The sequence below is a fragment of the Paenibacillus sp. GCM10028914 genome, assembly GCF_042666275.1.
In the GTDB taxonomy this organism is placed as follows: domain Bacteria; phylum Bacillota; class Bacilli; order Paenibacillales; family Paenibacillaceae; genus Paenibacillus_AQ.
On record NZ_JBHTFO010000015.1, the window covers coordinates 77421 to 89875 of the forward strand.

Sequence of the window (12455 nt, forward strand, 5' to 3'; positions counted from 1 at the left end):
CTGGGTTTTAGGAATACTTAATTATATTATCGCTTCTTCTGGCTCCATAATTGTGGGTATTGTAACAGTGAAAGTTGTGCCATGTTCTAGTTCGCTCACAATCGAGATAACGCCTCCATGGTTATGTATAATATTTTGCGTAATCATAAATCCGAGCCCGGTTCCGCTTTCTTTTGTCGTGAAGAACGGTCTACCAAGTCTCTGAATTTGCTCCTCAGTCATGCCACAGCCTTCGTCCTGAACATGAATTCGGGCTTTGTTATCACTGGAGCATATCTGAATATGAATGATACCGCCATGATCCATGGCTTCAATCGCATTTTTAAACAAATTAATAAATACCTGCTTCAACTGATTGGGCTCTCCTAGAATCCAGATGGACTGTTCAGGGAAGGTAGGCAGGATTTCAATATTCTTCATAGCGGCTTGTCCGCTCATCAATGTAATCACTTGTTCGATGATAGAAGAAAAGTTTAAAGGTTTGTTTATATTTACAGTTTGAGGTTTAGATAAAATAAGAAGTTCGTTGACGATGAACTCAATACGTTTCAATTCCGATTCAATAATAGAGAAATATTGTTCGTTTTTGTGCTCCGAAGAACGAAGGAGCTTCATAAACCCGTTAATGGCTGTTAGCGGATTCCGTATTTCATGAGCGATGCCAGCAGCCAATTGTCCTGCTGTAGACAATCTTTCAGACTGCATGAGTCTTTCATCTTCTACCATTTGCTCAGATAAATCTTTGAAAACGCCAAGAATTGCCCTATTTCCGTTATAGGTAATAGAGAATGAATACCCCTCTACATATTTTTGCTCTCCATTTAAGCAACGGATCAGGTAACATATCGCCCCTGCCGAATTATGGGTATAATATTTCTTTCTTCGCTCAGAGATCCGATCATGATTGGAAGCATCCACGATATTGTTTGTGGACATTCCAATGATCATATCCATATTGTCTGCATGAATGAGTCTTAATCCAGCAGGATTCGTATATTGAATGATTCCATGGTCGGTAATAAGCACGGCTAATGGTAAACCGTCTAACATTTGCTGGAAGGCGTCCTCATTTTCATGGAGATTGATCTTCGTATGTTGAACATGGTTCTCCATCTGTCTTATCAAGCTCTTATTTTCGAATTGTGCAAAATAATATAAAGGCTCATCCTGTTGATCTCGAATAACTGAAATGGTGATTCCCAGTGATAACCGATATCCAGCAGGATGGTCGTAAGATGGCTCTAATAGAGCTTGATCAAGTAGCTTAGATTGAAGAGGTTTTCCATTTTGAATCAGGTTATGGATAAGCTCGTGAACTGCAGGGGGGTTAGGAGAAAGAGTATTTAAATCGTCCAGAGTATACCCCAGGAGTTTACATAATGCTGAATTCGCCTTTAGAAGGAGACCATCTAATGAGATAAGAGCCATACCAATCGAAGCTTGCGTAAAGGCAAAATCATAATTTTGTACTTCATTTGGTAGCACTGTCCGTCTCCTCTCTTACTTATTCTACGAGTGGGTTTTAATCATATTATAATCGTTCGTTAGAAATCAGCAATGCTTAGTTTTTATTAAATGATATTCGAAATCGTTGTTTACGTTATCCCTTGGATTTCGGTATTACAACCGGACAGAAGCCCGGGTTAGTTGTGCATAGCGACTCAGCAAACTTAGGCTCACGTTTGGAAATATCCTTGAAATAGCTACTAATTATATGATTAGCACTGATGGATCCATTGTTGAAAGACAGTGTAGATAAGGATTGGACATGCTGGTAGTAGTATTTTTTCATGCGCTTAGGAAGCTTGTAGATAGGTGGAGGGGCGTGGGTTACGATGTCAAGTATATTTGCATAACGGTAGCTGTTCTGCACATATTGTTTGAAAGCTTTCGTGAAATCTGGATCACCGACACGAGGAGACCCATAGGTATACAGATTAGGTGAGGTATAAGGTGTATTTACTGCCATGTCGATCGCACATAATGTCGCGAGCGCGGCGCCAAGACTGTGACCTGTAACGATTAATGACTTGTCAGGTGACATTCTCGAGAGGGCTGCTACAATCCCTAAACGTGCCGAAGAATAGATATCCGTGAAGCCTCGATGGGTAAGGGTGTCTTCTAGAATATAAGGGAACTTCTTCTGCGAGGCGATCATGTCAGATACCCAGTCTGTTCGAGAGCTGGTTCCTCTAAACGCAATAATAATGTTCTGGTCGGATTCTAAGATAAACCCAAAGCGTTCCCATTCGTTATTAATGGATTTTGCTTCAATGGTATAGTGAACTCGATAATTAATGGGGACGACGAAAGAACCATCCGCGCTCGAATATTGATCATAGGTCTGCCCACAGACTGCCGCTAGAAAAATTGCCCATTGGTCTTGGCCAGTAATAGCTGCCACATGCATCCCTCCCTTACACTAAACTATATTAGAGAGACAAAAGAGAGATGCCTATGTTGAAGAAGATCATAATATTTAAGAGTTCTTTGGCTTCGTTTGAAAAGATACTGTGTCTGCATCAACAAAAATTAAAAGCATACATTAGGGTGAAGTGAAGGTTTGTGGTCTTCTATTTGGATAAAAGTGAGGGACCTGTATGGAGAAAAAGGAAGTAAGAAAAGAGATTGAATTGAAGCTGAATAGAAGTGTGGCTTCTGATCCTAAGCTACATAATGTTTATCTGTTGGTACATTCAGATAAGTTAGGGATCCACTGGCCTATCGCTGCAGGGGAAACAGATGGATTCCCTGCAAATCCTATCCAACCTTTTCATACGGCTAGCATCGGCAAGACTTTTACTTCAGTAATTATTGCCACTTTAGTAGAAGAAGGTCTGGTTAAATTTGATGATCCGATCGCTAATTACTTACCCGAAGATATTCTTAAAGATCTCCACCTATTTAAAGGAAAAGATTATACATACGACATTCAGATCAAACATTTGTTAAACAATACATCGGGGATAGCCGATTACTTTGAGGATAAGCCTAAGCATGGAAGAACATTTATGGAAGAGATTCTTGAAAATCCGTCTCGTTACTGGACCCCGCAAGAAACCATACAGTGGACCAAAGAACACTTGAAACCCTGTTTTTCTCCAGGGAAAAGAATTCATTATACAGACACGGGTTATAACCTCTTAGGACTCATAATCGAATCCATTACTTCTAAACCATATCATGAAGTTCTTCATGACTACATCTTTACTCCTCTGAATATGAATCATTCATTCTTATCCCAATATTCTATTTCTGCAATACAAAACAATGATCCCATTGCGAACTTATATATAGATGATTTGAAAATAAACGTAGATCAATATCGCAGTTTTAGCAGCTTTTATGCGGGGGGTCAAACTGTAAGTACACTAGAAGATTTGTTGATCTTCATGAAAGCCCTCGTTAACAATCAGATCATTCAAAAAGAAACATTGGATATCATGCAGCAATGGAACAAAATGTGGATAGGATTGGATTATGGGTATGGCTTGATGCGGTTGCGCTTTCTTCCCTTTACTCGGAAATATATCGGGTGGGGACATCTCGGTGCGAGTGGTTCCTCCATGCTTTACTTCCCCGATATGGATGTATATATCGTAGGGAGCTTTAATCAAACTGCATACCAGACTAAAAGTATGAATTATATATTTTTTAATGTACTGCGTAAATTAGTGAAATAAACATCTGGTTCATCGAAATCGAAATCGTTAAGGGTCCTTCATGCTGTTCGAAGACGCTACGTGTACGAATTGTTCCTACCATCGCTGTTGCTCCCACATTTCTTGGAATGGTTATGAGCAAGGATGAAATGTGGAAGCAAAGGCGATCGCTAACGCTTGTCCGAAATCAATTCGTCCACTCCGCTACTCTGTGCTGAACCTTTACTATTAAAACTCAAAGAAACTGAACCTTACTTTTAGGACAGCTCCTTTGATGAGCTAAGCTTATAACGAATCTTATGCATAATTAGGGCTGTTTTTTTCTTTAATAAACTTAACAAATGCCCATCTGACGAGGGGGCCTGCGATTAACAGTTGAAGTGGAAATGCAACTACAAAATTACGACTGATCAATAGCAAATAATGTTGGAGTAGGGACCCTTCAATACCGTGATTTAATACAGTCATAATCAAACCAAACATAGACATACATAGAACCATACCAATTACCATAAAGGTCGAATTTGCAATGATAACGTAAGCCTTTTTAGACTTATCAATAGGAAGCTTAGATGCCACTCCTAGCATCAAAGGCCCGATTAAAGACTCCACTACAAAAGCAACAATGAAAGTGATTATAAACTGAAGTACTGCACCCTTAGCGGATATTGTGCCTAATAGCCCCTCCATGTACAAGTTGTAGAACCACATGATAGACGCCATACAAAATACCATCATCAGACCAAAATAAATACCTTCTCTTTTATTACTCGGCAAAATCAATCTTCCTCTCTCTTTAGGTGGTTTCAAGCATAGCAAAATTATTTTTCTTTCATAAGTGAACTTTTTGTGACAAATGTTATATACGAATATATTTATATATTGACTCTGTACTTAGGTATAGGGTTTAAAATAGGAAAGAGGAGGTGGGAGATGGAGGGTTTAACGATAGGCCAAGTAGCTAAAGCTTCGAATGTTAATATAGAAACCGTACGATATTATGAAAGACGAGGACTCATTAGCATACCACCACGAAATGAATCGGGTTATCGGATGTTTACACAAGAGACGGTGTCTAATATCCAGTTTATTAAAAGCGCACAGGAACTCGGATTCTCCCTTGTTGAGGTGCGTGAGCTTTTAGCACGATATAAGAATGATGATTGTATTTCTACTCAAGAAATGTATCAGCTAACACTTACAAAGGTTCAAGAAATTGATGCGAAAATTAACCAATTGTCCAAATTAAAAGCTATATTAGAATCGGTAATGAAACTTCCAGCATCAGATCTTCCACTTCCCCCGAACCAGTGTCCAGTTTTACAAAAATGCTCTGAAGGGTAGGTATGAAGATGGCTGCAATCATTGAAGTGTTTGTGGATGATAGTAGTTTAAGCAGTGAGGTTATAAATAAAGTCAGAGAATTATCATGTGCCAAATGTGAAGTTACTGTATATAACTTGAAGGATCCTTGTTCAAATTCCGCTCTTGAGGCTAAAATTCTAACCTTAGGTGTTACATCTATTCCTGCTGTAGTGATGAACGGTCAATGGATTGATATTGAAAAAGTAATGAGCGAGAAGAGGAAGCATTGAACGTTAAAGTGTTTATGATCAAATATAAAAAAGCCGCTTTCATTATGCGAAAGCGGCTTCTACTATTTCATACCGTTTATTGTTCTACAATTGCAATAATCTCATCTTCTAGATCAAGTTTTACTCGTTCGCTATATGTCCGAATATTATATTCGGAATAGAGGTAGCGGAGGATGGCTTCGATCAGATTCGATTCGATCAAATATTGGCTGCGACTGTTAACCCAAACCTCAGCCGTAAAGCCTGTATCTTCGTCCCAACTCAGTTCTACGGTAACATCCGTAGGCTTAACACCCTTGCGTTCAGCCTGGTGAAGGCAGACCGCATTGATGATTTCATCCATACTTAGAATCATAGATTAGTACCGATCGTCCCGGCGTTCGTTTTGACGACGGCGATTTTTAACGGAGCGAACAACAGCCATAACAACCATGATGAGAACCCAAACGGCAAGCAAGTTAATCAGAAGACCCATAATGTTACCTAGCATACCCATTCCATCGAACATTCCACCGAACAGCATACCAGCGATACCACCGATCATCAGACCTTTCATCAAGCTACCACCACTGAAGAATCCAGGCTTTTTAGCTGCACCTGTTGTACCAGCTGTACCAGTTGTATTGGATTTATTCGTTGAATTCTGAACATTGTCTGTCTTTTTAGGGGTACTATTGTAAGTTTTCTTTCCGGAACTGAATCCACCGCCGCCTCTTCTAGCATCTACAGAATCAGGGGCAACTACAACCAAAAACATGGTGAGTGCTAAGAAAATTGCAAGTACTTTTTTCATCGTGTTCTGTTGAACCTCCCAGTAAAATTAGATATTTGAGTCATAATGAATAATACGGACAGGCATGCGATAAAGTTTCAAAAAGTTTTGCTCATGATCACTTGTTGTTTTTTTCCTGCATTTGGTGCTGCTTCAGAAGCTCCAGAACCCAATCACACCATTTTAGTTCGGTTTCGGCCATCATGAGACCCTTAGAAGCGAGGATGTAGTTACTGAATTCCTTACTGGCGAATTGCGTATTATCTTTTGAAATACCTTTCAAAATCCCTTCATAATACTGGATCTTATCCAAATAAATCACTCGTCGTTCTTCATAGATGTCGAGCGCAATCCCGATGTCAGTTAACCAAATACAAAATGTACGGAGAGATAGCTCGTCCTTTGTCACAGCAGGAGCAATGGGAAGATACATCCAATCGCGCAGCTTCTGCAAACCTGATTCAGTAATAACATAAATCTTTTTGTCAGGCTTATCACTTTGTTGAACCCAGCGTGAGCTGAGAAGCTGCTTCTCTTCCATCCGAGCTAGCAGTGGATAAATCTGACTATGCTTCGCTTGCCAAAATGGTTGAATACGGAGCATAAGTTCATAACCAGATGATTCTCTTCGTGCGAGCAGACCCAGCAGGCCGTATGACAACGTGTTCATGTACATAACTCCCTTTGAAACAAAATCGCGGAACCCCGAGTCGATAATTCATACCGGTTTCGGTCCGTTTGTTCAAAGTGTACACTGAAACTGTATGGTTTGACAACCTGAACGATTTGCATCAACCAAAAAAGCACAAGCTGATGATCAGCTTGTGCTTTATATATGAACAATTTATGAATATTTGTTTCTATTTATCGTAGCCTTCAACAACGAGATCCAGCGCCCCTGTTGTCGGGTCAATGACCATCCCGTGAACAGGAATATTTGGAGGTAGTAGAGGGTGATTCTTAATGACACTTACAGTGTGCTCAACCGCAGCCGTCACATTATCGAAACCACGCAGCCATTTGGTTAGCTTGATACCGGAGTTTTCAAGTGTTGACATTACCTGCTCGGAAACGCCTCGATCAATCATTTCTTTGATCATGTGATCCGCATTCAAGGAAGCCATGCCGCATTCGTGGTGCCCTACGACAATAACTTCATCTGCATTGAGTTCATACAGTGCAACAAGTACACTCCGCATAACGGATCCAAAAGGTTGGGAGATGATCCCACCGGCATTCTTAATAAGCTTAACATCGCCATTCTTGAAATTCATCGCTTTCGGCAGCAATTCTACAAGACGCGTGTCCATGCATGTAATGACGATCGTTTTTTTATCAGGGAATTTACTTGTGCGGTAAGCTTCATACTCTTTTTCCTCAACAAAAGTGCGGTTATGTTCCATAATTTCGCTAACATGTGACATTAGATAGTTCCTCCCAAGTATATGAGTATCATGAATCGTATGATTATAATTGTCTGGTATCTACCAGCTGGATGTTCGTTCCGTAGGTTTGATTGCTGCTATCCAAACGGAAAGAGCTAAGACCTGGATGGACATCTAATTTCAAAGAATCCTCGAAAAAAACTGCTTGCCTTTGGTTTATAACGAATGAGACTGAACCCCCGGATGATAGATCAATATCGTCATGATCCAGTTCATCGATAATTTGAAGTCCCGGTATCCCATTTACAGCGCAACCGCATCCCTCAGTGTCATATACAAGCCTGACTCTGCTTGGCGATCCGCCGATCTTCTCCTTCAGCTTCCTTTCCGCATCTGCGGTCAGTTCGATGATCATGGCTTATTTTGACACTCCTTTAATATGTATTTTGATATTGTCTACTTAAAAGTTGATTATAAACCTTCTAAAAAGTATCATCAATAGTAAGCACAAAATACATACACGAAAGCAGGTGGCCCATTAATGGATGCACAATTCAAAGAGCGCTGGGAACAACTCCAACAATTGATGAGCAAAATAATCAGTTACTCCGAGGCAGTTGGTTTATTACATTGGGATCTGCGAACAGGAGCACCCCGTAAAGGAGTAGAAGCTCGTTCTGAAACGATTGGTATGCTTTCTACGGAGGCATTTAAACTTCAAACGTCACAAGAGATGGGTGAATTGCTGGACTTTTTTGCACAGTCGGAAATTATAGAGCAGCTTGATGATAGAAAACGCCGTATGGTTGAGGAATGTCGGAAGGAATATAACCGTAGTAAACTGATTCCGGAGCAAAAGTTCAAGGAATATACGGTGCTTGCAGCTCATTCTGAGTCCAAGTGGGAAGAAGCGAAAGAGAATAGTGACTTTGCTGGTTTTGAACCGTATCTATCCAAAATTGTTGCGTTCAAGCAAGAATTTATTGATTACTGGGGTGTAAAAGAGACTCGATATGATACACTCCTTGATATGTATGAACCGGATTTGACCGTACAAAAGCTTGATGAAGTATTTGATCGCTTGCGTGCTCGTCTCGTTCCACTCGTAAAATCTATTCTGGATTCGCCGAATAAGCCGGAAACCGAGTTCTTAGATCAACTGTTCACTAATGAACAGCAGGAAAAGTTCGGTACGTTTCTCTTGGAACAGATGGGCTATGATTTTGAGGCAGGTCGTATGGACGAGAGCGTTCATCCATTCTGTATCGGCTTAAGTATCGGAGATGTGCGGATAACTACGAATTATATTCAAGATGATGTGACAAGTTCTCTATTCAGTTGTTTGCACGAGGGCGGCCATGCGCTGTATGAGCAAAATATCGACAAAGAGCTGGAAGGTACAGGGCTTGCATATGGCGCTTCCATGGGGATTCATGAATCACAGTCCCGCCTTTGGGAAAATATGATCGGCCGCAGCCGTCCTTTCTGGAACCGTTACTTCCGTGATTTGCAGCAGCATTTTCCTGATCAATTTAGCTCCGTGGATGCCGAAGCGTTTTACCGTGCAATCAATAAGGTTGAGAATTCCCTTATTCGGATTGAAGCGGATGAATTGACGTATAACCTCCATATCATTATTCGCTACGAGATAGAGAAGATGTTGTTTAATGAAGGTCTATCCGTGAAGGATCTTCCTGAAGTGTGGAATCGAAAATATAAAGAATACCTAGGTATTATGCCTCCGAATGATGGATTAGGTGTGCTGCAAGACGTACACTGGTCTGGCGGGGACTTTGGATACTTCGCATCTTATTCACTTGGGAATATGTATGCAGCTCAGTTTATGCACATGATGCGTAAAGAGATACCTAACTTGGATAATTTGATTGAAGAGGGGAATCTGCTCCCAATCAAAGAATGGCTGACTGACAAAATCCACAAGTACGGTAAGAGTGAAACACCGGCTGAGATTATACTCCGTGTAACTGGTGAAGAATTGAATCCGGATTACTTGGCAGATTATCTTGAAGCTAAATATAAAGAGATTTATAAGCTATAAAACTTATAAGTTAGTAAAGCAAGAGGCAGCTGCTCCTATTGATGGGGCGGCTGTTTTTTTTGTTGTACTGACCTATTAGTAGGTGGACAGCCATTCCTATGCCTTCTGAATCTGATCCGCTGAAGCCTGTATGGATATTTAACCATTTCCGGGCGTTGTGCATAAGCTGGAAGGAAACGCATGGTTAAGGGAATGGAGGTTTCTGAAATGCACAAAAAATGGTTCGGCCTGGCTTTATCCATTCTGCTTGTATGCGGAGTGGCACTTGTTGGCTGCGGTGGGAACGGTGGTTCAGGCACAAAGGTTAAGGTTGGCGAGGTTACGCGTTCAATTTTTTACGCACCTGAGTATGTGGCGATTGAGAAGGGATTCTTCAAGGAGGAAGGATTGGATATAGAGCTCCAAACTACCTTCGGCGGGGATAAAACGATGACGGCACTGCTCTCGGATGCGATTGATGTAGCATTAGTCGGCTCGGAAACATCGATTTATGTTTATCAGCAGGGGGCAGATGATCCGGTTATCAACTTTGGTCAATTGACTCAAACAGACGGTACCTTCCTTGTAGCTCGGGATCTCGATAGTGATTTTAACTGGGATATGCTGAAGGGGAGCATTTTTCTCGGGCAGCGAAAAGGCGGAATGCCGCAGATGGCAGGCGAATTTACACTGAATAAGAATGGAATCAATCCACGAACTGATCTCGAGCTGATACAAAATATCGAGTTTGCGAATATAGCATCTGCTTTTGCATCGGGTACAGGGCAATATGTACAGCTGTTTGAACCACAGGCTTCGATATTCGAAAAAGAGGGCAAAGGCAAGGTCGTGGCTTCATTCGGCGTAGAGAGTGGTCATCTGCCATATACCGTATTTATGACCAAACAGAGTTATATCAATAAAAATAAAGACACAGTACAAAAGTTCACGAATGCTCTCTATAAAGCACAACAATGGGTGGATTCACATAGCCCCGAAGAGATTGCAGATGTAATTATTCCATACTTCAAAGATACAGAGCGGGACATCGTTATTTCTTCGGTGAAACGTTATAAAGAACAAGGGACTTACGCGACAGATCCAATTCTTGATGAGCAAGAGTGGAATAACCTGCTGGATGTCATGGAACAGGCTGGCGAACTGAAAGAACGAGTTTCCACAGACAAGATTGTGGACAACAGTTTTGCTGAGAAAGCGAAGCAGACAGGTAAATAATGATTGAAATCAATCTCACAAACGAAAGGAGGGAGCGTCATGGTACCGGTAGTTGAACTTCGTAACATTGCTCATGTGTATGTGACTGACCGGGAAGCCCTTCTTTCTGTTGAAGGGATTCAATTAAAGGTACTTCCAGGCGAATTCGTCAGCCTCGTTGGACCTAGCGGGTGCGGCAAGACTACGATTTTATCGATCATTGCAGGCTTGCTGCAACCTTCCCTAGGCGAAGCTAAGGTGAACGGTCATTCGGTAAATGGACCGTCTCCTGAAGTGGGGTATATGCTCCAGCAGGATTTCCTCTTTCCATGGCGGACGATCATGGACAATACACTGATTGGATTGGAGTTGACGGGGAGGCTGACAGAACAAAGCCGCATATCTACGGCAGAGCTCTTGAAGGAAATGGGACTCGGAGCAAGCAGTAGATTGTATCCGCAGCAACTGTCTGGGGGGATGAGGCAACGTGTAGCACTTGTTCGAACCTTAGCGACGGATCCCGGACTATTACTGCTCGATGAACCCTTTTCAGCGCTGGATTATCAGACGAAACTTCAGCTTGAGGATCTAATTGTGGAGACACTGCGTGAGCGGAACAAGACCGCCATACTTGTGACGCACGATTTATCAGAAGCGATAGCTATGAGTGACAAGGTTGTACTGCTCAAGCGGAACCCGGGCAGAATCCATCGGACATTCATCGTCCCTGAGCATATTCGGAATACCCAGCCGTTCTATGCCCGTAAAGAACCGGGGTTTAACGAGCTGTTCCACGAAATATGGAGCGAGATGGAATCTCTAGACGGTAAGGAGTGAAGCGATATGAACGATCCGGAACAAGTTCAGGCCGGCCCGGATTCTTCTGATCCCAGCTGGCTTGAGCAGATACATGCTCGTCATATGAAACATAAACGTAAAGTCAGGAATCATGTCATTATGGTTCAGACAGCTCTCTTACTCCTTTTCTTTGCGCTTTGGGAGCTGGCGGGACGATCAAAATGGATCGATGTACTTTTATTCAGTTATCCAACCAAGATCTTTGCGAACATATGGGGGGATATGGTTTCAGGAGATCTATGGGAGCATTTAGGAGTGACGGTAGGGGAGACTGCTGTCGGATTTCTCCTTGGTACTTTGTTAGGAACACTGCTCGCTGTATTGATATGGTGGTCGCCTTTCCTGAATAGAGTGTTAGATCCCTATATGGTCGTGTTTAATAGTATGCCGAAGGTAGCACTAGGTCCGATATTTATCGTAATGTTTGGAGCTGGCTTTACGGCGATAGTTGTGACAACACTTTCTATTACCGTTATTGTGACGACACTAGTGGTATACAATAGCTTTTCTGAGGTGGATTCTAACTTGATCAAAGTCGTTCGGACATTTGGCGGCTCTAAGTCACAGGTATTTAAACGTGTTATTCTGCCCGCATCTTTTCCGGCCATTGTGTCAACATTAAAGGTAAACGTTGGGATGGCCTGGGTTGGTGTAATTGTCGGAGAATTTCTTGTGGCAAAATCTGGTTTGGGATATTTGATCATGTACGGTTTCCAGGTGTTTAACTTTACACTCGTATTGTCGAGTTTGTTGATCATTGCGGTTGTCGCAACGGCAATGTACCAGATGGTTGTGTATATAGAGAAAAGATTACTTAAGCATCGATAACTTTGCAGAGTAGTTGAATACAAGCCATAGTGAGGAATCGAGTTGTTCATGCAGATCAAATCGGATACCATGAGTACATGTTGATCATAAGAGAGGGTTGCT

Annotated in this window: 15 protein-coding genes; 7 read left to right on the plus strand and 8 right to left on the minus strand. The window is 41.7% G+C overall.

Annotation, left to right across the window (positions count from 1 at the left end):
- Positions 1-21: 21 nt before the first annotated feature.
- On the minus strand, positions 22-1485 hold the full coding sequence (locus tag ACFQV5_RS13845) for an ATP-binding protein (RefSeq protein WP_379247745.1): 1464 nt from the start codon (positions 1483-1485) through the stop codon (positions 22-24).
- Positions 1486-1600: 115 nt separating this feature from the next.
- Entirely contained in the window at positions 1601-2410 is an 810-nt protein-coding gene (locus ACFQV5_RS13850) for a lipase family protein (RefSeq protein WP_379247747.1), read from the minus strand.
- A 190-nt stretch (positions 2411-2600) separates the two neighbouring features.
- Here ACFQV5_RS13850 and ACFQV5_RS13855 point away from each other — a divergent pair, with 190 nt between their 5' ends.
- Entirely contained in the window at positions 2601-3683 is a 1083-nt protein-coding gene (locus ACFQV5_RS13855; RefSeq protein ID WP_379247749.1) for a serine hydrolase domain-containing protein, read from the plus strand.
- A 276-nt stretch (positions 3684-3959) separates the two neighbouring features.
- Here the strand turns inward: ACFQV5_RS13855 and ACFQV5_RS13860 are convergent, their stop codons facing one another.
- Positions 3960-4439 (minus strand): DUF2798 domain-containing protein, encoded by a 480-nt coding sequence (locus tag ACFQV5_RS13860; RefSeq protein WP_379247751.1) that lies wholly within the window; start codon positions 4437-4439, stop codon positions 3960-3962.
- A gap of 156 nt (positions 4440-4595) precedes the next feature.
- On the opposite strand from ACFQV5_RS13860, the gene ACFQV5_RS13865 reads away from it, so the two are divergent.
- Together ACFQV5_RS13865 and ACFQV5_RS13870 are read left to right on the plus strand one after the other, a co-directional pair.
- Complete coding sequence (locus ACFQV5_RS13865) at positions 4596-5006, plus strand: MerR family transcriptional regulator (RefSeq protein ID WP_379247753.1); 411 nt, start codon at positions 4596-4598, stop codon at positions 5004-5006.
- An 8-nt stretch (positions 5007-5014) separates the two neighbouring features.
- Positions 5015-5257, plus strand: coding sequence for a glutaredoxin (locus ACFQV5_RS13870; RefSeq protein ID WP_379247755.1), 243 nt, complete (start codon positions 5015-5017; stop codon positions 5255-5257).
- Between the two features lie 76 nt (positions 5258-5333).
- On the opposite strand, the gene ACFQV5_RS13875 is transcribed toward ACFQV5_RS13870, so the two are convergent.
- The 5 genes from ACFQV5_RS13875 to ACFQV5_RS13895 all read right to left on the minus strand — a co-directional run bounded on the left by ACFQV5_RS13875 (position 5334) and on the right by ACFQV5_RS13895 (position 7829).
- Entirely contained in the window at positions 5334-5612 is a 279-nt protein-coding gene (locus tag ACFQV5_RS13875; RefSeq protein WP_379247757.1) for a YxcD family protein, read from the minus strand.
- A 3-nt stretch (positions 5613-5615) separates the two neighbouring features.
- Positions 5616-6050: a hypothetical protein gene (locus tag ACFQV5_RS13880; RefSeq protein ID WP_379247759.1), complete on the minus strand. Its 435-nt coding sequence runs from the start codon at positions 6048-6050 to the stop codon at positions 5616-5618.
- A gap of 97 nt (positions 6051-6147) precedes the next feature.
- The gene (locus ACFQV5_RS13885) at positions 6148-6699 is read right to left on the minus strand and encodes a PadR family transcriptional regulator (protein ID WP_379247761.1); all 552 of its coding nucleotides are present in this window, start codon (positions 6697-6699) and stop codon (positions 6148-6150) included.
- Between the two features lie 190 nt (positions 6700-6889).
- The gene (locus ACFQV5_RS13890; RefSeq protein ID WP_379247763.1) at positions 6890-7453 is read right to left on the minus strand and encodes a beta-class carbonic anhydrase; all 564 of its coding nucleotides are present in this window, start codon (positions 7451-7453) and stop codon (positions 6890-6892) included.
- 43 nt (positions 7454-7496) lie between these two features.
- Complete coding sequence (locus ACFQV5_RS13895) at positions 7497-7829, minus strand: iron-sulfur cluster biosynthesis family protein (RefSeq protein ID WP_379247766.1); 333 nt, start codon at positions 7827-7829, stop codon at positions 7497-7499.
- Between the two features lie 126 nt (positions 7830-7955).
- Between ACFQV5_RS13895 and ACFQV5_RS13900 the strand changes: the two genes are divergently transcribed.
- The 4 genes from ACFQV5_RS13900 (at position 7956) to ACFQV5_RS13915 (ending at position 12353) form a co-directional block, all read left to right on the plus strand.
- On the plus strand, positions 7956-9473 hold the full coding sequence (locus ACFQV5_RS13900) for a carboxypeptidase M32 (protein ID WP_379247768.1): 1518 nt from the start codon (positions 7956-7958) through the stop codon (positions 9471-9473).
- A gap of 207 nt (positions 9474-9680) precedes the next feature.
- Complete coding sequence (locus ACFQV5_RS13905) at positions 9681-10688, plus strand: ABC transporter substrate-binding protein (RefSeq protein WP_379247770.1); 1008 nt, start codon at positions 9681-9683, stop codon at positions 10686-10688.
- 39 nt (positions 10689-10727) lie between these two features.
- The gene (locus ACFQV5_RS13910; protein ID WP_379247772.1) at positions 10728-11504 is read left to right on the plus strand and encodes an ABC transporter ATP-binding protein; all 777 of its coding nucleotides are present in this window, start codon (positions 10728-10730) and stop codon (positions 11502-11504) included.
- An 84-nt stretch (positions 11505-11588) separates the two neighbouring features.
- Complete coding sequence (locus tag ACFQV5_RS13915) at positions 11589-12353, plus strand: ABC transporter permease (protein ID WP_379248268.1); 765 nt, start codon at positions 11589-11591, stop codon at positions 12351-12353.
- Positions 12354-12455: the final 102 nt, after the last annotated feature.

Excerpts from the sequence above, each read along its gene's own strand:
- ACFQV5_RS13895 (WP_379247766.1), bottom strand. The coding sequence starts at position 7,829 with ATGATCATCGAACTGACCGCAGATGCGGAAAGGAAGCTGAAGGAGAAG.
- ACFQV5_RS13850 (WP_379247747.1), bottom strand. The coding sequence starts at position 2,410 with ATGCATGTGGCAGCTATTACTGGCCAAGACCAATGGGCAATTTTTCTA.
- ACFQV5_RS13880 (WP_379247759.1), bottom strand. The coding sequence starts at position 6,050 with ATGAAAAAAGTACTTGCAATTTTCTTAGCACTCACCATGTTTTTGGTT.
- ACFQV5_RS13875 (WP_379247757.1), bottom strand. The coding sequence starts at position 5,612 with ATGATTCTAAGTATGGATGAAATCATCAATGCGGTCTGCCTTCACCAG.
- ACFQV5_RS13870 (WP_379247755.1), top strand. The coding sequence starts at position 5,015 with ATGGCTGCAATCATTGAAGTGTTTGTGGATGATAGTAGTTTAAGCAGT.
- ACFQV5_RS13905 (WP_379247770.1), top strand. The coding sequence starts at position 9,681 with ATGCACAAAAAATGGTTCGGCCTGGCTTTATCCATTCTGCTTGTATGC.
- ACFQV5_RS13910 (WP_379247772.1), top strand. The coding sequence starts at position 10,728 with ATGGTACCGGTAGTTGAACTTCGTAACATTGCTCATGTGTATGTGACT.
- ACFQV5_RS13865 (WP_379247753.1), top strand. The coding sequence starts at position 4,596 with ATGGAGGGTTTAACGATAGGCCAAGTAGCTAAAGCTTCGAATGTTAAT.
- ACFQV5_RS13890 (WP_379247763.1), bottom strand. The coding sequence starts at position 7,453 with ATGTCACATGTTAGCGAAATTATGGAACATAACCGCACTTTTGTTGAG.
- ACFQV5_RS13900 (WP_379247768.1), top strand. The coding sequence starts at position 7,956 with ATGGATGCACAATTCAAAGAGCGCTGGGAACAACTCCAACAATTGATG.
- ACFQV5_RS13915 (WP_379248268.1), top strand. The coding sequence starts at position 11,589 with ATGAAACATAAACGTAAAGTCAGGAATCATGTCATTATGGTTCAGACA.
- ACFQV5_RS13855 (WP_379247749.1), top strand. The coding sequence starts at position 2,601 with ATGGAGAAAAAGGAAGTAAGAAAAGAGATTGAATTGAAGCTGAATAGA.
- ACFQV5_RS13885 (WP_379247761.1), bottom strand. The coding sequence starts at position 6,699 with ATGAACACGTTGTCATACGGCCTGCTGGGTCTGCTCGCACGAAGAGAA.